Origin of the sequence: Mycobacterium sp. 852013-50091_SCH5140682, assembly GCF_001665685.1 — a bacterium.
Taxonomy (GTDB): domain Bacteria; phylum Actinomycetota; class Actinomycetes; order Mycobacteriales; family Mycobacteriaceae; genus Mycobacterium.
The window spans coordinates 53898-79896 of sequence record NZ_LZTB01000025.1; the positions used below are offsets into that span (position 1 = coordinate 53898).

Genomic DNA, 25999 nt, shown 5'->3' on the forward strand with positions numbered 1-25999 from the left:
GGCAACCGATGTTGGTTGGACATGTGAACGTGCCACGTCCAGAGTTGTTCAGTCCGATCACCGTCGGGTCCCTGACGATCCCCAATCGGTTTGCCATGGCCCCGATGACCCGTCGCGCGTCGCCGGATGGTGTTCCAGGGCCCGATGTCGCGGCGTACTACGCGCGTCGCGCCGCCGGCGGTGTCGGCTTGATCATCACCGAGGGCGTGCGGTTGCCCGATCCCGTGGCCGGCTGGCCGTTCAGCATCCCCACCCTGGCCGGTTCAGAGGTGCTGGCCGGCTGGCGGGCGGTCACCGACGCGGTCCACGCTCACGGCGCGACCATCGCGGCGCAGCTGTGGCATCAAGGCGCGGAGCGCGACGACCGTGACGGGCTCGTCCCGGTGAGTCCGTCCGGCGTCAACTCTCTCGGCGAGGCGAAAGGGCGCGCCTTGAGCACCGACGAACTCGCGGGCGTGGCCGCGAGCTTCGCCGAGGCTGCCCGCAACGCCAAGATCGCCGGGTTCGACGCTGTCGAGCTGCACGGCGCGCACGGCTACCTCCTCGACGAATTCCTGTGGGAGAGAACAAATCAGCGCACCGACGGATATGGCGGCTCGATTGCCGCGCGCACCCGGTTCCCGGTCGAGGTGATCACTGCGGTACGGGACGCGGTCGGTCCGGAGTTCCCGATCATCTACCGGTTCTCGCAGTGGAAGGCCAACGCCTACGACGCACACATCGCCGCCGATCCCGGTGAGCTGGAGGCGGTGCTGACACCTCTGGTGAGCGCGGGCATCGACATCCTGCACCCGTCGACCCGCAGGCACTACCTTCCGGCGTTCCCCGGGTCCACGCGCAGCCTCGCCGGCTGGGTCAAGCACATCACCGGCATCCCGGTCATCGGCGTAGGCTCCGTCGGGCTGGCCACCGAATTCAAACCAGGCCGGGCCGACGGCGATGTGATCACCCCGGCTCCGGTGGACCGGTTGCTCGAGCAGTTCGCCGCAGGTGAGTTCGACATCGTGGCGATCGGGCGGGCGTTGCTGGCCGACCCGGGTTGGGTGAACCGGTTGCGCGACGACACGCTCGACGGCTTCGGCGGCTACCACGCTGAAACTGCACTGGCCGGCTTGCATTGACCATAGGCTGGGAACAGCCCGCCGCACCGCAACGTTAGGAAAGTCGTGAGTACGCAAGACATCACCGCAGAACAGTTCAACACCACCATTGCCGACAACGAGATCGTGCTGGTGGATTTCTGGGCGTCTTGGTGCGGGCCGTGTCGTGCGTTCGCGCCGACCTTCAAGGCCGCATCGGAGAAGCACCCCGACGTGGTGTTCGCCAAGGTCGACACCGAGGCCGAGCAGTCGCTGGCTGCCGCCGCCGAGATCCGGTCCATTCCGACGCTGATGGCCTTCAAGAAGGGCAAGCTGGTGTTCAACCAGGCCGGCGCCCTGCCGCCCGCAGCGCTCGAGGACCTGGTCCAGAAGGTCAAGGAATTCGACGTCGACGCCGCGATCGCCGCGCAGGGCGACGGGGAGCAGGTCTAACCGACCTGATCCGGGGTCGCTGCGCACTCAGGCGGCTGCACACGCGATAGCGTGCTGTGCGTGACAGAGCCCAACCAGTTCGTCGTCGTCGACCGTCCGCGCCCTGGCGTGGCCCTGGTGACCCTGAATCGGCCCGAGCGGATGAACTCGATGGCGTTCGACGTCATGGTTCCGCTCAAGCAGACGCTCGAAGAGCTCCGTTACGACAACTCTGTGCGGGTTGTGGTGCTGACCGGCGCCGGTCGCGGATTCTCTTCGGGCGCTGACCACAAGTCGGCCGGGTCGGTACCCCACGTGGGAGGCCTGACCCGGCCGACGTTCGCGCTGCGGTCGATGGAAGTACTCGACGACGTGATTCTGGGGCTCCGGCGGCTGCATCAGCCCGTCATCGCGGCGGTGAACGGGGCCGCCATCGGCGGCGGCCTGTGCCTGGCGCTGGCCTGCGACATCCGCGTGGCCGCCGAGGGCGCGTACTTCCGCGCCGCGGGTATCAACAACGGGCTGACCGCGAGCGAGTTGGGCCTCTCGTACCTGCTGCCCCGGGCGATAGGCGCATCGCGGGCCTTCGAGATCATGCTGACCGGCCGCGATGTCGACGCCGAGGAAGCCCAGCGCATCGGCCTGGTGTCGCGGTCGGTGCCGGAAGGTGAGCTGCTGGAAACCTGTTACTCGATGGCCGAGGGCATGGCGGCGTTCTCCCGCCCGGGAATCGAGTTGACCAAGCGGACACTTTGGAGTGGACTGGACGCCGCTAGCCTTGAGGGGCATATGCAGGCCGAAGGCCTCGGGCAACTCTTCGTGCGCCTGCTCACCGCGAACTTCGAGGAAGCGGTGGCTGCGCGCGCGGAGCGTCGGCCCCCGGTTTTCACTGACGAGCGCTTGCGCGAGGAATCGACAGGCACCGACGAGCGCTTGCGCGAGGAATCGACAGGCACCGACGACAAATAGCCGTCAGGCACCAACGACACATGAGACAACAGGCAGGGAGGCAGTAGCGTGATCACCGCAACGGACCTGGAGGTCCGCGCCGGCGCGCGCACACTGCTGTCCATCGAGGGTTCGGCGCTGCGGATCCAGCCCGGCGACCGGATCGGTCTGGTCGGCCGCAACGGCGCGGGCAAGACCACCACGATGCGGATTCTCGCCGGTGAGGGCGAGCCGTACGCCGGCACTGTCACGCGGACCGGCGAGATCGGTTACCTGCCACAGGATCCCCGGGAAGGCAACCTTGACGTGCTGGCCCGTGACCGCGTCCTCTCGGCGCGTGGCCTGGACGCGCTGCTGGCTGATCTGGAGAAGCAGCAGGCGCTGATGGCCGAGGTGGCCGACGACGCCGCCCGCGACAAGGCCGTGCGGAAGTACGGTCAGCTGGAGGAGCGCTTCGCCGCCCTTGGCGGGTACGCGGCCGAGAGCGAGGCAGGTCGTATCTGCGCGAGCCTGGCGTTGCCGGACCGTGTCCTGACCCAGCCGCTGCGGACCCTCTCGGGTGGTCAGCGCCGGCGGGTGGAACTGGCCCGCATTCTGTTCGCGGCGTCCGATACGGGATCGGGTTCGGCTACCACCTTGCTGCTCGACGAGCCCACAAACCACCTCGACGCCGACTCGATCGGGTGGCTGCGGACCTTCCTGCAGAACCATGCCGGTGGTCTGGTGGTCATCAGCCACAACGTCGAGCTGCTGGCTGACGTCGTCAACCGGGTGTGGTTCCTGGACGCGGTGCGTGGCGAGGCCGATGTCTACAACATGGGCTGGCAGAAATACCTCGACGCCCGCGCGACCGACGAGCAGCGCCGTCGTCGGGAGCGCGCCAACGCGGAGAAGAAGGCGGGCGCACTTCGCGCCCAGGCCGCCAAGATGGGCGCCAAGGCCACGAAAGCCGTTGCCGCGCAGAACATGTTGCGTCGAGCCGAGCGGATGATCGCCGAGCTGGACGCTGAACGGGTTGCCGATAAGGTGGCCCGGATCAAATTCCCGAGCCCGGCGCCGTGTGGTAAGACGCCGCTGGTGGCCAAGGGGCTGACCAAGACGTACGGGTCGCTGGAGATCTTCACCGGTGTCGACCTGGCCATCGACCGCGGATCGCGGGTTGTGGTGCTCGGACTCAACGGTGCGGGCAAGACCACCCTGCTGCGTCTGCTGGCGGGTGCGGAAACCGCCGATGCGGGCGCCCTTGAGCCGGGCCATGGCCTCAAACTCGGCTACTTCGCGCAGGAACACGACACCCTCGACGATCACGCCACGGTGTGGGAGAACATCCGGCATGCAGCGCCCGACACGGGGGAGCAGGATCTACGAGGTCTGTTGGGCGCCTTCATGTTCACCGGGCCGCAGCTCGAGCAGCCGGCCGGAACGCTGTCCGGCGGCGAGAAGACCCGACTGGCGCTGGCCGGCCTGGTCGCCTCGACCGCCAATGTGCTGCTGCTCGACGAGCCGACCAACAACCTGGACCCGGCATCGCGCGAGCAGGTGCTCGACGCGTTGCGCAGTTATCAGGGCGCGGTGGTGTTGGTGACGCACGATCCGGGCGCGGCCGAGGCGCTCGACCCGCAGCGCGTGGTGCTGTTGCCCGACGGTACCGAGGATTTCTGGTCGGCGGAGTACCGCGACCTCATCGAGCTGGCTTGAGTTTGTTGCACTCGCCAAAACCGGATCGACGCCAAATCCTAAGACGTTGGCCAATTTCGCCCGCCGACGTGTGAGCTGTTTCTAGTCTGGGTAACCGTCGGGACATCCACAGCGGGGAGATGTCGATGAAGGAAACCAACAAGACCCGGGACGAATTGCTGACCGAGTTGCGTAGCGCCTACGAGAGGGGCGCCAGCATCCGCTCGCTGGTTGCTACGACGGGTCGGTCGTACGGTTCGATACACAGCTTGCTGCGCGAATCGGGCACCACCATGCGCAGCAGAGGTGGACCCAATCATCGCACCCGAGCCCGGGCCTGAGCGCAGAGCCGTTGCGGCGCAGCCGGTTTCAGTGATCGGCTGAAGGCGGGTGTTGTTGCCGCACCGATGCCTCCACGAGGTCGAGGACCGCACTGAGATTCTTGGGGTCCTCGCCCGAGGCCAGCCGCGCCACCAGGCCGTCAAGCACCAGGTCCAGATAGATGTGCAGAACCGCGCTCGGGACGTCGTCGCGCAACCGTCCGGCTTGCTTCTGCCGCCGTAGCCGTTCGGTGGTGGCAGCGGACAGTTCGGCCGACCGCTCTGCCCAGCCCTGGTGAAATGCCGGATCATTACGCAGTTTTCGGGCGATCTCCAGCCGGGTGGCCAGCCAGTCGAACTGCTCGGGCGCGGCCAGCATGTTGCGCATCACCTGGATCAGACCCTCGCGGGCGGCCACGTCGGCCATCCGCTCGGCGTCCTCGCGGGCCAGTTCGAAGAACAAGGTGTCCTTGTCCTTGAAGTGGTGAAAGATTGCGCCGCGCGACAGCCCGATGGTTTGTTCGAGCCGCCGCACGGTCGCACTCTCGTACCCGTACTGAGCGAAGCAGCGCCGGGCGCCGTCGAGAATCTGGCGGCGGCGGGCTGCCAGATGGTCGTCGGTCACCCGGGGCACTGGTTCACTCCTCGCGCAGGCGCCTGGCGTAGCGCCATAGCTGATTTGGTTGTTCCGGCCAGGACTACTTCGACTTCAGCATGTTGCGCAGCACGTACTGCAGGATGCCGCCGTTGCGGTAGTAGTCGGCTTCACCGGGGGTGTCGATGCGCACGACGGCGTCGAATTCGACCTTGGAGCCGTCCTCCTTGGTGGCCGTCACGTGCACGGTCTTGGGCGTCTTGCCCTCGTTGAGCGCCTCGATGCCGGTGATGTCGTAGGTCTCGGTGCCGTCCAATTTGAGACTCGCGGCCGACTCACCTGCCGGGAACTGCAGCGGGATGACGCCCATGCCGATCAGGTTGGAGCGGTGGATGCGCTCGAAGGATTCGGTGATGACGGCCTTGACGCCGAGCAGCACCGTGCCCTTGGCGGCCCAGTCGCGCGACGATCCGGAGCCATACTCCTTGCCGCCCAACACGACCAGCGGGATGCCGGCCTTCTTGTAGTTGACCGACGCGTCGTAGATGAACGCCTGCGGGCCACCCTCCTGGGTGAAGTCACGCGTGTAACCACCGGACACATCGTCGAGCAGTTGGTTGCGCAGCCGGATGTTGGCGAAGGTGCCGCGGATCATCACCTCGTGGTTGCCGCGCCGCGACCCCAGCGAGTTGTAGTCCTTGCGCGCCACGCCGTTGGCGTCGAGGTATTGGGCGGCCGGGGTGCCGGGCTTGATCGAGCCGGCCGGGCTGATGTGGTCGGTGGTCACCGAATCGCCCAGCAGGGCAAGGACTCTGGCGCCGGTGATGTCGGTGACCGGCGCCGGCTCGGCGGGCATGCCGTCGAAGTACGGGGCCTTGCGCACGTAGGTGGAGGCCTCGTCCCAGGCGAAGGTGTTGCCCTCCGGGGTGGGCAGCGAACGCCAGCGGTCGTCGCCCTTGAAGACGTCGGCGTAGGAGTCGGTGAACATCTCCCGGTTGATCGAGGAGGCGATGGTCTCCTCGATTTCTTGGGCAGACGGCCAGATGTCCTTGAGGAAGACGTCGTTGCCGTCCTGGTCCTGGCCCAGCGGGTCGGTCTCGAAGTCGAAGTCCATGGTGCCCGCGATGCCGTAGGCGATCACCAGCGGCGGGGACGCCAGGTAGTTCATCTTGACGTCGGGGGAGATGCGGCCCTCGAAGTTGCGGTTACCGGAGAGCACCGCGGTCACCGACAGGTCGTTGTCGTTGATGGCCTTGGAGATCTCGTCGGGCAGCGGCCCGGTGTTGCCGATGCAGGTGGTGCAGCCGTAGCCGCCGAGGAAGTAACCCAGCTTCTCCAGGTACGGCCACAGGCCGGCCTTGTTGTAGTAGTCGGTGACGACCTGCGAGCCGGGTGCCATGTTGGTCTTCACCCACGGCTTGGAGGTGAGGCCCTTCTCGACGGCCTTCTTGGCCAGCAGGGCGGCGCCGAGCATCACCGACGGGTTGGAGGTGTTGGTGCACGAGGTGATGCCCGCGACCACCACGGCACCGTGGTCGAGCACGAACTCGCCGCGCTCTTCGGAGCGCACGGTGATCGGCTTGGACGGGCGGCCCGCGGCGCCGTTGGCCGCCGACGGGCGGGCGTCGACAGCGCCGTCATCGGCGAAGCTCAGGGCCACGGAGTCGCTGGCCGGGAAGGACTCGTCGACGGCCTCGTCGAGCTTGGTCTCCGGGGTCGGCAGGTTCTCTTCGACGTAGTTGTGGATGTCCTTGCGGAACGCGTTCTTGGCATCGGAGAGTTCGATGCGGTCCTGGGGGCGCTTGGGACCCGAGATCGACGGCACGACGGTGGACAGGTCCAGCTCGAGGTACTCGGAGAATGCCGGCTCGTGATCGGGGTTGTGCCACATGCCTTGGGTCTTGGCGTAGGCCTCGACCAGTGCCAGCTGCTGCTCGGTGCGCCCGGTCAGGCGCAGGTAGTTGATGGTTTCCTCGTCGATCGGGAAAATCGCTGCGGTGGAACCGAATTCGGGGCTCATGTTGCCCAGGGTGGCGCGGTTGGCCAGCGGCACCTCGGCCACACCCTTGCCGTAGAACTCGACGAACTTGCCGACCACGCCATGCTTACGCAGCATGTCGGTGACGGTGAGCACCACATCGGTGGCGGTCACGCCGGGCTTGATCTCGCCGGTCAGCTTGAAGCCGACGACGCGGGGGATGAGCATCGAGACTGGCTGGCCCAGCATGGCGGCCTCGGCCTCGATACCGCCGACGCCCCAGCCCAGCACGCCCAGACCGTTCTCCATCGTGGTGTGGCTGTCGGTGCCCACACAGGTGTCCGGGTAGGCCACCCCGTCGCGTTCGAACACCACCCGGGCCAGGTATTCGATGTTGACCTGGTGCACGATGCCGGTGCCGGGCGGGACGACCTTGAAGTCGTCGAACGCGCCCTGGCCCCAGCGCAGGAACTGGTAGCGCTCGGCGTTGCGCTCGTATTCGAGTTCGACGTTGCGCTCGAACGCGCCGGCGTTGCCGAACACGTCGAGGATCACCGAGTGGTCGATGACCATCTCGGCCGGGGAGAGGGGGTTGACCTTGTCTGGGTCGCCGCCCAGGGCCGCCACGGCCTCTCGCATGGTGGCCAGATCCACGATGCACGGCACACCGGTGAAGTCCTGCATCAGCACGCGGGCCGGGGTGAACTGGATCTCGATGCTCGGCTCGGCCGAGGGATCCCAGTTGGCGATGGCCTCGATGTGGTCCTTGGTGATGTTGGCGCCGTCCTCGGTGCGCAACAGGTTCTCGGCGAGCACCTTGAGGCTGTACGGCAGCTTTTCGGTCCCGGGTACCGCGTCCAGACGATAGATCTCGTAACTCTGGTCCCCGACCGTCAGCGTGTCACGGGCACCAAACGAGTTAAGGGACGAATTTTCCGTATTCTCGCTGCTCACATCAACTCCCGGCTTGTTCTCGCCGCGACGGGCTGTGTCGGCGGCGTTCCGATGTTAACAGTACGCTTGTCCTGCAATGCGCCGCAGGGCGCGTAACAGTCTTCTCTTGTTGCTTCGCCGGTGCTACCCGGACGGCCGGATTCGACCATCCGTCGCCGCGGCGTGGGCCGCGTCAGCTCCCGGGCGCCCAAACTTACCGGGGTAGCCCACGCCCGAGCGTGACGGCCGTGTCGCTGCTCGCCGACTCAACGACACGGCGTACCGTGCCCCTGTGACTGGACCGCACGTCATCCCGTTTTTGCCTGCCTTCATCCCGGTCGAGGTGTGTGACACCGTGGGACTGAGCCCGGCGCAACCTGATGGCGTCGCCCACTGCATGGCGGCCGTGCAGGCCGACGTCGCCGACGACGGGGTGAGCGCACCCGCCGCCGACGTGCCGGAGCTTCGCCAGGTGGTCAGCGACGCGCGGCAGGCGGGCGTCGACCTCAAGGTCATCGTGGTGCCGAAGAATCCGTTCATCGACACCCCGCTGCGGGACATCGCCACCGAGGTCGGTCAGGCCAATCCCGGGTCGACCGTGCTCGCCATCAGTCCGTCATTTGCCGGCACGTACAGCGAGTCGATAGATCGGGTCACTTTGGAGGCCGGACAAGACGTTGCCAAGACGGGTAACCCGGTGCAGTCGGCACGGAATTTCGTCGATCAGATAACGACTCCGATTTTCCCGTGGACAACCCTGACGATCGCGTTGACGCTAGGGGTGGCCGCGGCCGCCGTCATCACCCGCGTCCTGCAGGTTCGTGGCAAACGTGCCGCGGCGTCGACTGCCGGGACGGGCTCGCAGAGCGAGCCCGCGGATCCATCGAACATTAGTTCGTAAATTCCTCGAATATCACTAAACGGTCACACTATTCGCAATTACATATCTGTAATTTGTGACTAAAGTTTCTTTAGCTTCTCATGTGACGTACGGTGCAAACGGTACCCATTGTTGTAGTTGTGCTTTGTGTGACTTCTGCGCAAAGGCTGCGAGCAAACCTGCCGGTACGCCGTCGTTGAGCCCAAGGAGACTTGAGTCGCATGAGACGCTCCCTTCGCGCCTCTAGGTCGCAGTTGTACGGCCGCATCTGCGCCGTACCGCTGACGATCGGGATGCTGCTCGCCACGGCTCTGGCCGGCGGTGTCCCACCGGCGGTCGCCGAACCCGGCGGCCCGGAGGACGTTGCGAGTCTGGTTGCCGCCGTGGCCAATGCGAACCAGAAGCTGCAGGAGTTGGGTGCCGACATCCAGACCCAGCAGGAGAGCGTCAACAAGGCGATCGTCGCGGTGCAGGACGCGCGCGACGCCGCCGACGCGGCCAACCGCGAAGTGACCGCCAGTCAGCAGGGCATCGCCGACGCCAACGCCGCCATCGCCGCCGCGCAGAAACGCTTCGACACTTTCGCTGCGGCCAGCTACGTCAACGGCCCGTCCAGCTCGTACCTGACCGCGGCCGACCCCGCCGACATGATCGACGCGGCCGCCACCAGCCAGACTCTGGCCGTCAGCTCCGATCAGGTGATGGCCGACCTGCAGCGGGCCCGGACCGAACAGGTGAACCGGGAATCAACCGCCCGGCTGGCCAAGCAGAAGGCCGACCAGGCCGCCCGCGACGCCCAGGCCAGCCAGGATTCCGCGGTGTCGGCACTCAAGGACGCTCAGCAGACCTTCGGCACCCAGCGTGACCAGTTGCAGCAGCTCACCGCGCAACGTGCCGCGGCCCAGGCCAAACTCGACCAGGCGCGGCCCATGTCGGGACCGGCGGGCAATACGCCCGCTGCGACCCTTCCGCAGGCGAACCCGGGCAACTGGGACCGCGCTCCCGGGGCAGCGGGACAACGCCCCGCCAACTGGGACAGCCAGTGGGACCCCACACTGCCCGCGATCCCGAGCGCGTTCGTGCAGGGTGACCCGGTCGCAATCATCAACACCGTGCTGGGCATCTCGTCGACGTCGGCGCAGGTCACCCAGAACATGGGCCGTAGCTTCCTGCAGAAGATGGGCATCCTGCCCACGCCGACGGGCTACACCAACGGCGCCATTCCCCGGGTCTACGGGCGGCAGGCCTCCGAGTACGTCATCCAGCGCGCGGGCTCGCAGATCGGCGTTCCCTATTCGTGGGGCGGCGGAAACGCCGCAGGCCCCAGCCGAGGTATCGATTCCGGTGCCGACACCGTCGGTTTCGACTGCTCAGGCCTGATCCTGTACGCCTTCGCCGGCGTCGGCATCAAGCTGCCGCACTACTCGGGATCGCAGTACAACGCAGGCCGCAAGATCCCGTCCTCGCAGATGCGCCGCGGCGACGTCATCTTCTACGGCCCCGGCGGCGCCCAGCACGTCACGCTCTACCTCGGCAACGGCCAGATGCTCGAAGCGCCGTACACCGGGTCGACGGTCAAGATCTCACCCGTTCGCACCAGCGGCATGACGCCATACGTCGTCCGCTACATCGAGTACTGAATCGTAGGGATTGCATTGCGCTCCAAGTCATTTCGCCCCACCAGGATCCTGGCATCGACGGCGCTCGCAATCGCGCTCGCCGTCGGGGGCGCGTGGCCTGCCGCTGCCGCACCCGACGACGGCGCGTGGGACCCGACGCTGCCCAAGGTGGTCAGCTCCGGAGCCCCGGGTGACCCGGTGGCGATCGCCAACGCGTCCTTCCAGGTCAGCCAGATCGCGCTGCAGACCACCCAGAGCCTCGGCCAGCAGTTCCTGCAGAGCATCGGCCTGGCGCCGAAGACAGCCGCGGCATCGACCCTGCCTGCCGGAGCGGTGCGCGGCCCGCAGGCCATCGAATACGCCATCCGCCGCGCCGGCAGCCAGATGGGCGTGCCCTATTCGTGGGGTGGTGGAACGCTGACCGGCCCCGGCCCCGGGGTCGACTACGACGCCGGAAAGATCGGCTTCGACTGCTCGGGCCTGACCCGCTACGCCTTCGCGGGCGTGGGTGTGCAGATCCCCAAGTACTCCGGCGACCAGTACAACACCGGCCGTGCGATCCCGCCGTCGCAGGCCAAACGCGGCGATCTGATCTTCTACGGCCCCGGTGGTAGCCAGCACGTCGCCATCTATCTCGGTGGCGGAAAGATGTTGGAGGCGTCCGGCAGTGCCGGGAAGGTCACCGTCAGCCCGGTGCGGACCGCGGGTATGTCGCCCCACCTGTCCCGCATCATCGAATCCTGAGCGGAACCTGAACTCTTCCGGCCAGCGTCGACGGATTCGGAAGTGCCTGGAATAGTTGACCGAGGGCACCCGGCTGCCCGGCTATTGGTATTGATGCGTTTGCAGACGAACACCGTGGGAGGAAGTTGAATGACGTCACCGAGTGGACCGCCGCAGGGCGCCGGAGGTTACCCCGGCTCGAGCCCGGCGCCGGGCTATCCTCCCGGCTCCCCGGCTGCGCAGGCCGGCGCGCACGCCGCCCCGGCGTCGAACAACGGCGGCCTGCAGGGTGAGGTGCATACCCTGGAACGGGCGATCTTCGAGGTCAAGCGCATCATCGTCGGCCAGGACCAGCTGGTCGAGCGCATGCTGGTCGGCCTGCTCGCCAAGGGGCACGTGTTGCTCGAAGGTGTGCCGGGTGTCGCCAAGACGCTGGCTGTGGAGACGTTCGCCAAGGTGGTCGGCGGCACGTTCGCCCGTATCCAGTTCACCCCCGACCTGGTGCCCACCGACATCATCGGTACCCGTATCTACCGCCAGGGCAAGGAAGACTTCGACATCGAACTCGGCCCCGTGGTGGTCAACTTCCTGCTCGCCGACGAGATCAACCGCGCGCCCGCCAAGGTGCAGTCGGCCCTGCTCGAGGTGATGGCCGAGCGCAAGATCTCCATCGGCGGCAAGACCTTCCCGCTGCCCAGCCCGTTCCTGGTCATGGCTACCCAGAACCCGATCGAGCAGGAGGGCGTGTACCAGCTGCCCGAGGCGCAGCGTGACCGCTTCCTGTTCAAACTCAACGTCGACTATCCGTCGCCGGAGGAAGAGCGCGAGATCATCTACCGGATGGGCGTCAAGCCTCCGGAGCCCAAGCAGATTCTCGACACCGGCGATCTGCTGCGCCTGCAGGACGTCGCGGCCAACACGTTCGTGCACCACGCGCTGGTGGACTACGTCGTGCGTATCGTCACCGCGACGCGTGAACCGGAGAAGTTCGGCATGCCCGACGCCAAGGCGTGGATCGCCTACGGCGCCTCGCCGCGTGCATCGCTCGGCATCATCGCCGCGGCACGCGCGCTGGCGCTGGTACGCGGCCGCGACTACGTCATCCCGCAGGACGTCGTCGAGGTCATCCCTGATGTGTTGCGCCACCGGCTGGTGCTCACCTACGACGCGCTGGCCGATGAGATCTCGTCGGAGACCGTGGTCAACCGCATCCTGCAGACCGTGGCGCTGCCGCAGGTGAACGCCCTTCCGCAGCAAGGGCATTCGGTTCAGCCCGTAGTGCCCGCCGCTGCCGCCGCGGCCGCGGGTCGGTGACGGCTCCGGGCCGCCGCTCAGTCGACCTCCCGTCGCTGCAGCGCGGCGAGATCCGTGACCCCGCTCTGTCGGCGGCCCTGCGCAAACTCGAGCTGACGGTCCGCCGCAAGCTCGACGGCGTGTTGCACGGCGACCACCTGGGGCTGATCCCCGGCCCCGGTTCGGAGCCGGGGGAGTCGCGTATCTACCAACCCGGCGACGACGTGCGTCGCATGGACTGGTCGGTGACGGCGCGCACCACGATGCCGCACGTTCGGCAGATGATCGCCGACCGCGAGCTGGAGACCTGGCTGGTGGTCGACGTCTCGGCCAGCCTCGACTTCGGTACCGCGGGCTGTGAGAAGCGTGACCTCGCTGTCGCCGCGGCCGCGGCCATCACGTTCCTCAACAGTGGCGGTGGCAACCGGATCGGCGCGATCATCGCCAACGGCGAATCGGTCCGGCGCGTCCCGGCCCTGTCGGGCCGCATGCACGAGCAGGAGATGCTGCGCGCCATCGCCACGATGCCGAAGGCACCCACCGGCGTCCGGGGTGATCTGGCCGCGGCCATCGACGCGTTGCGCAGGCCCGAACGGCGACGCGGCATGGCCGTGATCATCAGTGACTTCCTGGGGCCCATCAACTGGATGCGCCCGCTGCGGGCCATCGCAGGCCGTCACGAGGTGCTCGGCATCGAGGTGCTCGACCCACGTGACGTCGAGTTGCCCGAGGTCGGGGACGTGATCCTGCAGGACACCGAAACCGGCGTCACCCGAGAGTTCACCATCGACGCGCAACTGCGCAGCGATTTCGAGCAAGCCGCCGCGGCTCATCGCGCGGAGGTGGCCCGGACCTTGCGCCGCTGCGATGCCCCGCTGCTGAGCCTACGCACTGACCGGGACTGGATCGCCGATGTGGTGCGGTTCGTGGCGAACCGCCGCCGGGGCGCACTGGCCGGCCGATAACGCACAAAAGACGTCTGGCCGACGACCATCGACACTGAAATGACAACTAGCACATGACATTACCGATACTCGGGCCGATCAGCCTGTCCGGCTTCGCGCACGCGTGGTGGTTCCTGTTCCTGTTCGTGGTGGCCGCCCTTGCCGCGCTGTACGTCATCGTCCAGCGGGCCCGTCAACAGCGGATCCTCCGGTTCGCCAACATGGAGCTGCTGGAGAGCGTGGCGCCCAAGCAGCCCACCCGCTGGCGGCATGTGCCCGCGATCCTGCTGGTGATCTCGTTGCTGCTGTTCACCGTGGCGATGGCGGGCCCGACCCACGATGTGCGGATCCCGCGCAACCGTGCCGTGGTGATGCTGGTGATCGACGTCTCGCAGTCCATGCGGGCCACCGATGTCGCACCGAGCAGGCTGGCCGCGGCGCAGGAGGCCGCCAAGCAGTTCGCCGACCAGCTCACCCCCGGCATCAACCTCGGTCTGATCGCGTACGCGGGCACCGCCACCGTGCTGGTTCAACCGACCACCAACCGCGATGCGACCAAGAACGCGCTGGACAAGCTGCAGCTCGCCGACCGAACCGCGACGGGCGAGGGCATCTTCACCGCGTTGCAGGCGATCGCGACGGTTGGCGCGGTGATCGGCGGTGGCGACGAGCCCCCGCCTGCGCGGATCGTGCTGATGTCCGACGGTAAGGAAACGGTGCCGTCGAACCCCGACAACCCCAAGGGCGCCTACACCGCGGCCCGCACCGCCAAGGATCAGGGCGTCCCGATCTCCACGGTGTCGTTCGGCACGCCGTACGGCTATGTCGAGATCAACGATCAGCGCCAGCCGGTGCCGGTTGACGACGAGACGCTGAAGAAGATCGCGCAGCTCTCCGGTGGCGACTCGTTCAACGCGGCCAACCTGGAGCAGCTCAAGGCGGTCTTCACGTCACTGCAGCAGCAGATCGGCTACGAGACCATCAAGGGCGATGCCAGCCTGGGCTGGCTGCGGCTCGGGGCGTTGGTGCTTGCGCTCGCGGCGCTGGCCGGACTGTTGGTCAACCGCAGGTTGCCCAATTAACGACCGTCGAGATCGGCAGCGGGGCGGCGCAACGACGCATGCGCCGGCCCTGGTGTCGATTTCAGCGAACCGCGACTGAGGCGATAAGTTGACGAGCATGACTGCGGACGCGAGGAGCGAAGAGATAACTGCGGACGCGAGGAGCGAACAGGCACCCGACAAGGTCGCCACTGAGGCCGACCCCGAAACCACCCCTGGTGGCCGTCCTGCGTTCGTTTCCCGCTCGGTCCTGGTCACCGGTGGCAACCGCGGTATCGGCTTGGCGATCGCGCAGCGACTGGCCGCCGACGGGCACAAGGTGGCCGTGACTCACCGTGGATCGGGCGCTCCGGACGGGCTCTTCGGTGTCGTGTGTGACGTTACGGACAACGACGCCGTGGACCGCGCCTTCAAGGAGGTCGAGGAGCACCAGGGCCCGGTCGAGGTCCTCGTCTCCAACGCAGGTATCTCCAAGGATGCGTTCCTCATGCGGATGACGGAAGACCGCTTCACCGACGTCATCGACGCGAACCTGACCGGTGCGTTCCGGGTCGCGCAGCGCGCCTCCCGCAGCATGCAGCGCAAACGTTTCGGCCGGATCATCTTCATCGGCTCGGTTTCGGGCATGTGGGGTATCGGCAACCAGGCCAACTACGCGGCTGCCAAGGCCGGGCTGATCGGCATGGCCCGGTCGATCTCCCGTGAGCTGTCCAAGGCCGGGGTCACCGCGAACGTCGTCGCCCCCGGCTACATCGACACCGAGATGACCCGCGCCCTGGACGAGCGGATCCAGGCCGGCGCGCTGGAGTTCATCCCGGCCAAGCGGGTCGGCACTGCCGAGGACGTCGCAGGCGCCGTCAGCTTCCTGGCCTCCGAGGACGCCGGCTACATCGCCGGCGCCGTGATCCCGGTCGACGGCGGCATGGGCATGGGCCACTGAGCCAAAACCTTTGGCCTACTAAAACTTTCGCTCAACTTTTCGCCCAAGAAGGAGTCGCACTCATGGCAGGTTTGCTCGAAGGCAAGCGGATCCTGGTCACCGGGATCATCACCGATTCGTCTATCGCGTTCCACATCGCCAAGGCGGCCCAGGAGGCCGGGGCTGAGCTGGTGCTGACCGGTTTCGATCGGATGAAGCTCATCCAGCGCATCGCCGACCGGCTGCCCAAGCCGGCTCCGCTGCTGGAACTCGACGTGCAGAACACCGAGCATCTCGACAGCCTGGCCGAGCGGGTCACCGGCGTCATCGGTGAGGGCAACAAGCTTGACGGCGTTGTGCATTCGATCGGATTCATGCCGCAGTCCGGCATGGGCATCAACCCGTTCTTCGACGCGCCGTACGAGGATGTCGCCAAGGGCATCCACATCTCGGCCTACTCCTACGCCTCGTTGGCCAAGGCCACGCTGCCGATCATGAACCGCGGCGGCAGCATCGTCGGCATGGATTTCGATCCCACCCGCGCGATGCCCGCCTACAACTGGATGACCGTCGCCAAGAGTGCTCTGGAATCGGTCAACCGGTTCGTCGCGCGCGAGGCCGGCCAGTTCGGCGTCCGCTCCAATCTCGTTGCCGCCGGGCCTATCCGCACGCTCGCGATGAGCGCCATCGTCGGCGGGGCACTGGGCGCCGAGGCCGGTGACCAGATGCGGCTGCTGGAAGAGGGCTGGGATCAGCGCGCTCCCGTCGGCTGGGACATGAAGGATCCGACGCCGGTCGCCAAGACGGTGTGCGCCCTGCTGTCGGACTGGCTGCCTGCCACCACCGGCACCGTGGTCTACGCCGACGGCGGTGCCCACACCCAGCTGCTCTGATCCGAACCGATGGATTTTGACGCCCTGTTGCTGTTGTCCTTCGGTGGGCCCGAGGGACCTGAGCAGGTACGGCCATTCCTGGAGAACGTCACCCGCGGGCGCAACATCCCGCCGGAGCGGCTCGATGAGGTCGCCGAGCACTACCTGCATTTCGGTGGCGTGTCACCGATCAACGGGATCAATCGTGCGCTGATCGAGCAGTTGCGCGCCGAGATGCCTGATCTGTCGGTGTATTTCGGCAACCGCAACTGGGAGCCCTATGTCGAGGACACCGTCGCCACCATGCGCGACAACGGTGTTCGGCGTGCCGCGGTGTTCACCACGTCGGCGTGGGGCGGCTACTCGAGCTGCAGGCAGTACGTCGAGGACATCGCCCGGGCCCGGGCCGCGGCCGGCCCCGACGCACCGCATTTGGTGAAGCTGCGACAGTATTTCGATCATCCGCTGATGGTGGAGATGTATGCCGAGGCGGTCACGAAAGCTGCGGCCTCGCTGCCCGATGACGCGCGCGTCGTGTTCACCGCGCACTCCATCCCGATCGCCGCCGACGAACGGTGCGGGCCTCGGCTCTACAGCAGGCAGGTGGCCTACGCCGCGCGGCTGGTGGCGGCCGCCGCAGGCGTCGACGACTACGACTTGGTGTGGCAGTCCCGCTCCGGCCCACCGCAGGTGCCGTGGCTGGAACCCGATGTCGGCGATCACCTTTCGGCCCTGCAACAGCGCGGTGTCAAGGCTGTCGTGGTGTGCCCCATCGGCTTCGTCGCCGATCACATCGAGGTGGTGTGGGATCTCGACAACGAACTGCGACAACAGGCCGACGCCGCGGGCATCGCGCTGGCCCGCGCCGCCACGCCGAACGCCGACCGACGCTACGCCAAGCTGGCCGCCGGGCTCATCGCGGAGCTGCGCGACGGCACCGAACCGCTGCGCGTGACGGGGCCCGATCCGGCGCCCGGATACGGATTCAGCATCGACGGCGCGTCCTGTACCCCGAACTGCTGCCCCAGCGCGAGCTAGGCAGAGCTCCGGGTTCAGCGCCAGGCGGACTGCATGATGGCGCCGAGAGCCGCCAGTCTGGCTGCTCGCACCACCTGGGTCAGTGGGCGCAGCGTGTCACCGGCCAGCTGCACCTCCGAGGACGTCTGCAGCCCGATGGGCGTCAGGCCTGCGCTCACCGTGACGATCGCGTCGACGTGCGCGGCGGTTTCCAGAACCCGGATGGCTCGGGTGGGCGCGTGGTCGGGGATGCGGTGCAGTCGCGTGGCGTCCAGGATCTGCTCGACCATGCCCCGCGGATCCTCGACCTCCATGCCGGCCCCGGACCGTAGGGCGCCGAGCGTCTCGGCGGCCGAGCGGACGGCGGAACGCAGTTCGTACTCGGCGGTGCCCAGCTCGAACTGCTCGGGCGGCGGCAGCGTCGGGACCGAGTACACGGTCCAGGACAACGCGCGGGGCTCCGGGTCGAACATCGAACTGTCTTCTGCCTCATCGAAGTCGAAGTACTCGAACTCGGGGACAAGACCCACGCCGGGCAACTCGTCGTGGTTGACGATGACCGCCTCGCCGACGGTCACGGCGTCGCGCTGGAACTGGGTGCCCGCGGGCAGGCCGCGGACGTCACCGGGAATCGGCTGGGCAACCGTGATGGTGGGGGTCCGTACCGACCGTCCGGCGGCGGTGCGCAGCGTCTGCAGCAGCGACACCGAACCGGAGTCCTCCAACTCCGGCCAGGGCAGGCCCGTGCGGACCGCCGCCGACGAATCGTAGGCGGTCACAGAATGCGTTGGAGCCCATTGAGATAACGCGTCGAGGACGTCGTCGGGCGCGGCGGCACCCGCGAGCCAGGCGTTGGCCCACACCGACAGCGTTGCACTTGGACACCACATGATGCTGGCAGTGTAATAGTCGGCCGCCGCAACGGCGGTATTCGCTAGGGTGGATGCATGCCTGTGTGGCTGATCTGGCTCATCGTGGCGCTGGGGCTGGCCGGGGCTGAGGCGCTGACCGGCGATATGTTCCTGCTCATGCTGGGCGGCGGAGCGCTGGCAGCCACGGCTTCCAGTGCGTTGCTGGACTGGCCGGTATGGGCCGACGGCGCCGTATTCCTGGTGGTTTCGGTCCTGTTGCTGGTGCTGGTACGGCCCGCGCTGCGCAGGCGGTTGCTCAGCGGGCACGGCCTTCCGAACCCGGTCCAGGCGCTGGAAGGCAAGTCGGCGCTGGTATTGGACCGGGTCGCCCGGCACGAAGGCCAGGTCAAACTCGATGGCGAGGTGTGGACGGCCAGGCCACTCAACGACGACGATGTGTTCGAACCCGGCGACCACGTCACCGTCATCAAGATCGACGGCGCCACCGCTGTTGTCTTCAAGTCTCTGTAAACCAAAAAGGGGTGTCTCACATGGACGGTGCTATAGCCGGGTTGGTCTTCCTGGCGGTGCTCGTGGTGTTCGCCATCATCGTGGTGGCGAAGTCCGTCGCGCTGATACCGCAGGCCGAGGCGGCGGTCATCGAGCGGCTGGGGCGCTACAGCCGCACGGTCAGCGGCCAGCTGACGCTGCTGGTGCCGTTCATCGACCGGATCCGGGCCCGAGTGGACCTGCGTGAGCGGGTGGTGTCGTTCCCGCCGCAGCCGGTGATCACCGAGGACAACCTCACGCTGAACATCGACACGGTCGTCTACTTCCAGGTGACGGAGCCGCAGGCCGCCGTGTACTCGATCAGCAACTACATCGTCGGTGTCGAGCAATTGACCACCACCACGCTGCGCAACGTGGTCGGCGGGATGACGCTGGAGCAGACGCTGACCTCACGCGACCAGATCAACGGACAGTTGCGTGGTGTGCTCGACGAGGCCACCGGCCGCTGGGGCCTGCGGGTGGCGCGGGTTGAGTTGCGCAGCATCGACCCCCCGCCGTCGATCCAGGAGTCGATGGAGAAGCAGATGAAGGCCGACCGCGAGAAGCGCGCCATGATCCTGACCGCCGAGGGTGTGCGGGAATCGTCGATCAAGCAGGCCGAAGGTCAGAAGCAGTCGCAGATCCTGGCGGCCGAGGGTGCGAAACAGGCGGCGATTCTCGCCGCCGAGGCCGACCGGCAGTCCCGGATGCTGCGGGCCCAGGGTGAACGCGCCGCCCAGTACCTGCAGGCGCAGGGCCAGGCGAAGGCCATCGAGAAGACGTTCGCGGCGATCAAGGCCGGCCGGCCCACCCCGGAGATGCTGGCGTACCAGTATCTGCAGACCTTGCCGCAGATGGCCAAGGGCGAGGCGAACAAGGTGTGGATCGTGCCGAGCGATTTCGGTTCGGCGCTACAGGGATTCACCAAGATGCTGGGTGCGCCCGGCGAGGACGGGGTGTTCCGGTACACGCCGACCCCGGTGGAGGAGAATCTGCCCAAGCCGGAGGACGACTCCGACGAGGTCGCCGGGTGGTTCAGCACGCAAACCGACCCGGCCATCGCGCAGGCGGTGGCCAAGGCGGAGGCCGAAGCTCGCGCGACGACGCCGCCGCTGGGGGCTCCGGCCGCCGCTGCGCCGCTCGGGTCGGCGCCCGCCCACCCGCCGCAGGCGCCCTCGTTGGATGGGCCGTATCCGCAGGGCGGGTTGCCCGGCGGGTCGCACCGCGCCTGACAGCCGTCGTCAGGCCTGGGACTGCAGGCGCAGTTCGATCATCGGCAGCGGGGGTCTCGGTGTCGGTGATCGGTTCAGCCGCCGGTCACAGTGTCGACCGCGTCGCTTGACACGGCGTTGTGCTGAGCCCGGCGATGGCTGCGCATCTCGAAGATCAACCCGGCCACGCCGAGGGCGGCCGTGCTCAGCGACACCAGGAACAACGCGGGGCTGATGTTGCCGGTCAACGCGTCACCGAGGATGACGACGGCGGCCGTCCCGGGAAGCAGCCCGACGATCGTGGCCAGCGTGTAGGGCACCACACGCACGGCAGACGCCCCGGCGGCGTAATTGAGCACGGAGAACGGGACGGCGGGGATCAACCGCATCGATATCACCACCGGCCAGCCCCGTTGGCGCAGCCGCGCATCGACCGCGTCGAGCTTCGGGTGCGAGACCAGCCGGTCGAGTTGCCAACCGGCCGCTCGGACGAGCAACAACGCGATCACCGCGCTCACCGTGCTGGCCACCACGGCGATCGCGACTCCCAGGGCCGGACCGAACAGCAGCCCGGCCGCCAGCGTGAAGGCCGTGCGGGGAAACGGAAATACCGTCACCACGATGTGGGCGCCCAGAAAGGCCAGCGGAAACCACGGCCCGACGGAGCCGGCCCAGTCGCGCAGCTGCAGCGCCGTGGGCAACGGCACCAGAAGTGCGACTGCGACAAGAATCACAATTGCGGCCAGGATGGCGACGATGCGGCGCGGCGGCAGCTGCAGCACGGTCGTCATCACCGCGGCACGCACGGTTCGCAGGGTGCTGACGACGGGTTTCACGCTCATCAAGACTACGGGCCGCGGGCGAACATCTCCCAGTCACCGCCGTCGGCGTCGGCTGCCCGGCGGGCAGAGCCGTGATAGTGATCATTTAGCCTGAGAAACGAGTGGCTAGGTCACAAGCTGCGACAACAGGAGATGCGGGTGTCGTTACAGGGGTCCAGTGCGGTCGAATCCGACCGTGATCAGTGGCGCAAGGCGGTTGCCGGCGTCCTCGCCAAGAGCCGACGGGGGGACAGCGCCGACCTGCCGGCCGAGCCGGAGCGGCTACTGGACTCGGCCACCTACGAAGGTTTCCCGATCCGTCCGCTCTACACGAGCCTCGACGCCGTGGCCGAGCCGTCGCTGCCGGGTCAGTGGCCCTATATCCGCGGCGGCGACGCACGTCGTGATGTGAAGGCCGGCTGGCGCGTGGCCGAGCCGTTCCCGATCGTCCCCGGTTCCGGCGTCGAGACCGTCAACGGCGTGCTGCTCCTCGCGCTGACCGAAGGCGTCAGCGCCCTGCTGCTGCGGATCGGCGGCCCGGACGGCGTCGCGGCCGCCGATATCGACCGCGTGCTCGACGGCGTGTTCCTCGACCTGGTGCCGATCGTGTTCGAGACCGCGGGCGCCGACTATCGGGTGACCGCCGAGAAGGTGCTGGCCCTGCTGGCGGACTTCGACGACGACCAGCGTGCCCGGTTGTCGGTCGACCTGGGCGCCGACCCGCTCACCGCGGGCTTTTCCGGGCGCGGCGCGGCCACCGAGGCCGACGTGATCGCCGCTGCCGCACAGCTGACGGGCTACGCGGGCCGGGTGCGCGCCATCACCGTCGACGGCCCGGCCTTCCACAATCGCGGCGCGAGTGCGGCCTTGGAGCTGGCCGGTTCGGTCGCCGCGGGCGTGGCCTACCTGCGCATCCTCGGTGACGGCGGCATCGCGGCCGATGATGCGTTGCGGCAGATCAGTTTCCGGTACGCCGCCGACGACGATCAGTTCATGACCATCGCCAAATTGCGGGCGGCCCGGCAGCTGTGGGCCAGGGTTGCCGAAGTGGTGGGTGCGCCCGACTGCGGGGCGGCGACGCTACACGCCGTCACCTCACTGCCGATGATGACCCAGCGGGATCCGTGGGTGAACATGCTGCGCACCACGCTGGCCGCGTTCTCCGCCGGTGTCGGCGGCGCCGACACCATCACGGTGCATCCGTTCGATGCGGCGATCCCCGGCGGATTGGACGGCACCTCAACCACTTTCGCCCGGCGGATCGCCCGCAACACGCAGCTGCTGCTGCTCGAGGAGTCGCACCTCGGTCAGGTGCTCGACCCGGCGGGCGGATCCTGGTTCGTCGAGGACCTCACCGCCCAGCTCGCCGAGCAGGCCTGGACGCACTTCCAGGAGATCGAATCCCGCGGCGGATTCGTGGCGGCCCAGGACTACCTGAAGGCCGAGATCGCCGAGGTGGCGGGGCGGCGCTCCGATGACATCGCGCATCGCCGCACCGCGATCACCGGCGTCAATGAGTTCCCGAACCTCGCCGAAGCGCCGCTCGTGCAAGGTAATTCAGTGCTGGGCTGGGCGCGTTACGCGGCAGGCTTCGAAGAGCTGCGCGACCGCTCCGATGCCTTCCTGGCGGCCAACGGAGCTCGCCCCCGGGTGCTGCTGCTGCCGCTCGGCCCGCTGGCCGAGCACAACATCCGGACCACCTTCGCGAGCAACCTGCTGGCCTCGGGCGGCATCGAGGCGGTCAACCCCGGCACGGTCGAGGCCTCGAGCGTCGCCTCGGCTGTCGCGGAGACCGGGTCGCCCAGCGTCGCGGTGTTGTGCGGCACCGATGCCCGTTACGGAGCCGAGGCCGCCGCGGTGGTCGAGGCCGCGCACGCGGCCGGGGTGGGCCAGGTTCTGCTGGCCGGGCCGGAAAAGGCTGTCGCGGAAGCCGATTCGAAACCCGACGGGTACCTGACCGCGAAGATCAATGCGGTAGAAGTGTTGTCGAACCTGCTCACCGGTCTGGGGGCCTGATATGACTCTGAACGATGTCGCCGGCAGCCCGGCTCCGTCCGCCACCCCGATCGGCAGCTTCGCCGGCGTACCGCTGCACGGTGAGGGCACCGGCGAGCCCGCCACCCCGCAGGCCGTTGCAACGCACGTCGCCGAGGCCGCGGCGGCCCACGGGTATGCCCCCGAGCAGCTGACCTGGTCGACGCCGGAGGGCATCGACGTCAAGCCGGTCTACATCGCCGCCGACCGGGACGCGGTGGTCGAGGCCGGGTACCCGCTGGACAGCTTTCCGGGCGCCCCGCCGTTCGTCCGTGGGCCGTACCCGACGATGTACGTCAACCAGCCGTGGACCATCCGCCAGTACGCGGGCTTCTCCACCGCTGCCGAATCCAACGCGTTTTACCGGCGCAACCTGGCGGCCGGCCAGAAGGGTCTCTCGGTGGCCTTCGACCTGGCCACCCACCGCGGCTACGACTCGGACCACCCGCGGGTACAGGGCGATGTCGGCATGGCCGGTGTGGCCATCGACTCGATCCTCGACATGCGGCAGCTGTTCGACGGCATCGATCTCGGCAGCGTCAGCGTCTCGATGACGATGAACGGTGCGGTGCTGCCGATCCTCGCGCTCTACGTGGTGGCCGCCGAGGAGCAGGGCGTGCCGCCGGAGAGGCTTGCCGGGACCATCCAGAACGACATTCTCAAAGAGTTCATGGTCCGCAACACCTATATCTACCCACCGAAACCGTCGATGCGGATCATCTCCGACATCTTCGGCTACACCAGCGCGAAGATGCCCAAGTTCAACAGCATCTCGATCTCGGGTTATCACATCCAGGAGGCCGGTGCCACAGCCGATCTGGAGTTGGCCTACACGCTGGCCGACGGCGTCGAGTACATCAAGGCCGGCCTGGACGCGGGCCTCGACATCGACAAGTTCGCCCCCCGGTTGAGCTTCTTCTGGGGCATCGGCATGAACTTCTTCATGGAGGTGGCCAAGCTGCGCGCGGGCCGGCTGCTGTGGAGCGAGTTGGTGGCCGAATTCGGTGCCAAGAGCGACAAGTCACTGTCGCTGCGTACGCACTCGCAGACCTCGGGCTGGTCGCTCACGGCGCAGGACGTGTTCAACAACGTCGCGCGCACCTGCATCGAGGCGATGGCCGCCACCCAGGGGCACACCCAGTCGCTGCACACCAACGCGCTCGATGAGGCATTGGCGCTGCCGACCGACTTCTCGGCCCGCATTGCCCGCAACACCCAGCTGTTGCTGCAGCAGGAATCTGGCACCACTCGACCGATCGACCCGTGGGGTGGTTCGTACTACGTGGAGTGGCTGACTTACCAGCTCGCGGAAAAGGCCCGCGCCCATATCAAAGAGGTCGCCGAGCACGGCGGCATGGCTCAGGCCATCAGCGACGGCATCCCGAAGCTGCGCATCGAAGAGGCCGCGGCGCGTACCCAGGCCCGCATCGACTCCGGTGCCCAGCCCCTGATCGGCGTCAACAAGTACCAGGTCGACGAGGACCAGGAGATCGAGGTCCTCAAGGTCGAGAACTCGCGTGTGCGTGCCGAGCAGATCGCCAAACTCGAGCAGCTGCGCGCCGAGCGAGACGAGGCCGCCACTCAGGCCGCACTTGTCGAACTTTCCCGTGCCGCAGGCGAATCCGGTGTGGCGGGCGAGGACGGGCTGGGTAACAACCTGTTGGCCCTTGCGATCGACGCCGCGCGTGCCAAAGCGACCCTCGGCGAGATCTCCGACGCCCTGGAGAAGGTGTACGGCAGGCACCGGGCCGAGATCCGCACCATCGCGGGCGTCTATCGAGACGAGGTCGGGAAGGCCGGGAACGTGAGCACCGCAACGGAATTGGTGGAGAAGTTCGCCGAGGCGGACGGACGTCGGCCCCGCATCCTGGTCGCCAAGATGGGTCAGGACGGCCACGACCGCGGGCAGAAGGTGATCGCGACGGCGTTCGCCGACATCGGCTTCGACGTCGACGTGGGCTCGTTGTTCTCGACCCCGGACGAGGTGGCCCGCCAGGCCGCCGACAACGATGTGCACGTCGTCGGGGTGTCGTCCCTGGCCGCCGGGCATCTCACGCTGGTGCCCGCGCTGCGGGATGCACTGGCCGAGGTGGGGCGACCGGACATCATGATCGTGGTCGGCGGCGTGATCCCGCCCGGTGACTTCGACGAGTTGTACGAGGCCGGCGCCACCGCGATCTTCCCGCCCGGCACGGTCATCGCCGACGCGGCCATCGGCCTGCTGCAGAAGCTGGCTGATCGGCTCGGCTACCAGCTGAGCTAGTGGCCCACTCCGTTAAAGACCTCGCCGCCGCGATCCCGGCTGGTGACCGCGCCGCACTGGCGCGGGCCATCACCCGGGTCGAGTCGACGCGGGCCGATCATCGGGACCAGGCCCAGCAGCTGCTGCTCGAACTCATGCCGTTCGCGGGCACGGCCATGCATGTCGGGATCACCGGGGTGCCCGGCGTCGGCAAGTCGACCACCATCGAAGCCCTCGGGATGCACCTCATCGAGGCCGGTCACCGGGTGGCAGTGCTGGCCGTCGATCCGTCCTCGACCCGCACCGGCGGGTCGATCCTGGGGGACAAGACCCGCATGGCGCGGCTGGCGGTGCATCCGGACGCCTACATCCGGCCGTCGCCGACGTCGGGGACGCTGGGCGGGGTCGCCAAGGCCACCCGCGAGACCATCGTGCTGCTGGAGGCCGCAGGCTACGACGTCATCCTGGTCGAGACGGTCGGGGTGGGGCAGTCCGAAGTCGCCGTGGCGAACATGGTCGACACCTTCGTGTTCCTCACGCTGGCCCGCACGGGGGACCAGCTGCAGGGCATCAAGAAGGGTGTGCTGGAACTGGCCGACGTCATCGTGGTGAACAAGGCCGACGGTGACCACGCTGTCGAGGCCAAACAAGCCGCGCGTGAGCTCACCGGTGCCATCCGGCTGATCTATCCTCGCGAATCACTATGGCGCCCACCGGTTCTCACGATGAGTGCGCTGACCGGCGACGGCCTGGCCGAACTGTGGGACACGGTGCTCAAGCATCGGCAGGTGCTCAGCGAGGCGGGGGAGTTCGACAAGCGGCGGCGCGAACAGCAGGTCGACTGGACCTGGTCGATGGTGCGCGACACCGTGCTCGACCGCCTGCTGTCCAATCCGCAGGTGCGCAGCATCCGCGCGGAGGTGGAGCGCCAGGTGCGGGAAGGCGAACTGACCCCGGCGCTCGCGGCGCAGCAGATACTCGACGCGGCGAACTGATGGCCA

At 67.6% G+C, this 25999-nt stretch carries 22 protein-coding genes and 1 pseudogene; 19 read left to right on the top strand and 4 right to left on the bottom strand.

Annotation, left to right across the window (positions count from 1 at the left end; genetic code table 11):
- The first annotated feature begins 8 nt into the window (after positions 1–8).
- From A5784_RS08530 to A5784_RS08550, 5 genes and pseudogenes are all read left to right on the top strand, one after another.
- Positions 9–1121, top strand: coding sequence for an NADH:flavin oxidoreductase (locus A5784_RS08530; RefSeq protein WP_064944247.1), 1113 nt, complete (start codon positions 9–11; stop codon positions 1119–1121).
- A 45-nt stretch (positions 1122–1166) separates the two neighbouring features.
- The gene (gene trxA / locus A5784_RS08535; RefSeq protein ID WP_064944249.1) at positions 1167–1532 is read left to right on the top strand and encodes a thioredoxin; all 366 of its coding nucleotides are present in this window, start codon (positions 1167–1169) and stop codon (positions 1530–1532) included.
- 51 nt (positions 1533–1583) lie between these two features.
- Positions 1584–2408: pseudogene (locus tag A5784_RS08540) on the top strand (enoyl-CoA hydratase); the annotation flags it as partial.
- Positions 2409–2528: 120 nt separating this feature from the next.
- Positions 2529–4157 carry an ABC-F family ATP-binding cassette domain-containing protein gene (locus A5784_RS08545; RefSeq protein ID WP_064944251.1) on the top strand — a complete coding sequence of 543 codons (1629 nt, stop codon included), beginning with the start codon at positions 2529–2531 and terminating at the stop codon, positions 4155–4157.
- Between the two features lie 125 nt (positions 4158–4282).
- Positions 4283–4477, top strand: coding sequence for a helix-turn-helix domain-containing protein (locus A5784_RS08550; protein ID WP_029371250.1), 195 nt, complete (start codon positions 4283–4285; stop codon positions 4475–4477).
- A 28-nt stretch (positions 4478–4505) separates the two neighbouring features.
- Here the strand turns inward: A5784_RS08550 and A5784_RS08555 are convergent, their stop codons facing one another.
- On the bottom strand, positions 4506–5090 hold the full coding sequence (locus A5784_RS08555) for a TetR/AcrR family transcriptional regulator (protein WP_064944253.1): 585 nt from the start codon (positions 5088–5090) through the stop codon (positions 4506–4508).
- A gap of 64 nt (positions 5091–5154) precedes the next feature.
- Positions 5155–7983, bottom strand: a complete 2829-nt coding sequence (locus A5784_RS08560; protein WP_064944255.1) for an aconitate hydratase — start codon at positions 7981–7983, stop codon at positions 5155–5157.
- 271 nt (positions 7984–8254) lie between these two features.
- Between A5784_RS08560 and A5784_RS08565 the strand changes: the two genes are divergently transcribed.
- The 9 genes from A5784_RS08565 (at position 8255) to A5784_RS08605 (ending at position 17311) form a co-directional block, all read left to right on the top strand.
- Positions 8255–8863 carry an Rv1476 family membrane protein gene (locus A5784_RS08565; protein WP_064944257.1) on the top strand — a complete coding sequence of 203 codons (609 nt, stop codon included), beginning with the start codon at positions 8255–8257 and terminating at the stop codon, positions 8861–8863.
- A gap of 200 nt (positions 8864–9063) precedes the next feature.
- Entirely contained in the window at positions 9064–10482 is a 1419-nt protein-coding gene (gene ripA, locus A5784_RS08570; protein ID WP_064944259.1) for an NlpC/P60 family peptidoglycan endopeptidase RipA, read from the top strand.
- A gap of 15 nt (positions 10483–10497) precedes the next feature.
- Positions 10498–11205, top strand: coding sequence for an NlpC/P60 family peptidoglycan endopeptidase RipB (ripB, locus tag A5784_RS08575; RefSeq protein WP_064944261.1), 708 nt, complete (start codon positions 10498–10500; stop codon positions 11203–11205).
- A 129-nt stretch (positions 11206–11334) separates the two neighbouring features.
- Positions 11335–12498, top strand: coding sequence for a chaperone MoxR1 (gene moxR1 / locus A5784_RS08580; protein WP_064944264.1), 1164 nt, complete (start codon positions 11335–11337; stop codon positions 12496–12498).
- Positions 12495–13442 (top strand): DUF58 domain-containing protein, encoded by a 948-nt coding sequence (locus A5784_RS08585; RefSeq protein ID WP_064944266.1) that lies wholly within the window; start codon positions 12495–12497, stop codon positions 13440–13442. The genes moxR1 and A5784_RS08585 overlap by 4 nt, the downstream gene beginning before the upstream one ends.
- Before the next feature lie 53 nt (positions 13443–13495).
- The gene (locus tag A5784_RS08590) at positions 13496–14503 is read left to right on the top strand and encodes a VWA domain-containing protein (RefSeq protein WP_064944268.1); all 1008 of its coding nucleotides are present in this window, start codon (positions 13496–13498) and stop codon (positions 14501–14503) included.
- A gap of 97 nt (positions 14504–14600) precedes the next feature.
- A complete protein-coding gene (fabG1, locus tag A5784_RS08595) occupies positions 14601–15422 on the top strand; it encodes a 3-oxoacyl-ACP reductase FabG1 (protein ID WP_064944270.1) in 822 nt (273 codons plus the stop codon).
- 62 nt (positions 15423–15484) lie between these two features.
- A complete protein-coding gene (inhA, locus tag A5784_RS08600) occupies positions 15485–16294 on the top strand; it encodes an NADH-dependent enoyl-ACP reductase InhA (RefSeq protein WP_064944272.1) in 810 nt (269 codons plus the stop codon).
- 9 nt (positions 16295–16303) lie between these two features.
- On the top strand, positions 16304–17311 hold the full coding sequence (locus A5784_RS08605; protein ID WP_064944274.1) for a ferrochelatase: 1008 nt from the start codon (positions 16304–16306) through the stop codon (positions 17309–17311).
- Positions 17312–17325: 14 nt separating this feature from the next.
- Here A5784_RS08605 and A5784_RS08610 read toward each other — a convergent pair whose 3' ends face one another.
- Complete coding sequence (locus A5784_RS08610; RefSeq protein ID WP_064944276.1) at positions 17326–18180, bottom strand: Rv1486c family protein; 855 nt, start codon at positions 18178–18180, stop codon at positions 17326–17328.
- A 57-nt stretch (positions 18181–18237) separates the two neighbouring features.
- Between A5784_RS08610 and A5784_RS08615 the strand changes: the two genes are divergently transcribed.
- Entirely contained in the window at positions 18238–18672 is a 435-nt protein-coding gene (locus A5784_RS08615; protein WP_064944278.1) for an NfeD family protein, read from the top strand.
- Positions 18673–18692: 20 nt separating this feature from the next.
- Positions 18693–19922 carry an SPFH domain-containing protein gene (locus tag A5784_RS08620; RefSeq protein WP_064944280.1) on the top strand — a complete coding sequence of 410 codons (1230 nt, stop codon included), beginning with the start codon at positions 18693–18695 and terminating at the stop codon, positions 19920–19922.
- 74 nt (positions 19923–19996) lie between these two features.
- Here the strand turns inward: A5784_RS08620 and A5784_RS08625 are convergent, their stop codons facing one another.
- Positions 19997–20743: a TVP38/TMEM64 family protein gene (locus A5784_RS08625; protein WP_064944282.1), complete on the bottom strand. Its 747-nt coding sequence runs from the start codon at positions 20741–20743 to the stop codon at positions 19997–19999.
- Between the two features lie 132 nt (positions 20744–20875).
- Between A5784_RS08625 and mutA the strand changes: the two genes are divergently transcribed.
- The 3 genes from mutA to meaB are packed head-to-tail and all read left to right on the top strand — an operon-like array spanning position 20876 to position 25993.
- On the top strand, positions 20876–22738 hold the full coding sequence (mutA, locus tag A5784_RS08630; RefSeq protein WP_197514668.1) for a methylmalonyl-CoA mutase small subunit: 1863 nt from the start codon (positions 20876–20878) through the stop codon (positions 22736–22738).
- Position 22739: 1 nt separating this feature from the next.
- A complete protein-coding gene (gene scpA, locus A5784_RS08635) occupies positions 22740–25019 on the top strand; it encodes a methylmalonyl-CoA mutase (protein ID WP_064944284.1) in 2280 nt (759 codons plus the stop codon).
- Positions 25019–25993 carry a methylmalonyl Co-A mutase-associated GTPase MeaB gene (meaB, locus tag A5784_RS08640; RefSeq protein ID WP_064944286.1) on the top strand — a complete coding sequence of 325 codons (975 nt, stop codon included), beginning with the start codon at positions 25019–25021 and terminating at the stop codon, positions 25991–25993. Before scpA ends, meaB begins: the two co-directional genes overlap by 1 nt.
- The last annotated feature ends 6 nt before the right edge of the window (positions 25994–25999 follow it).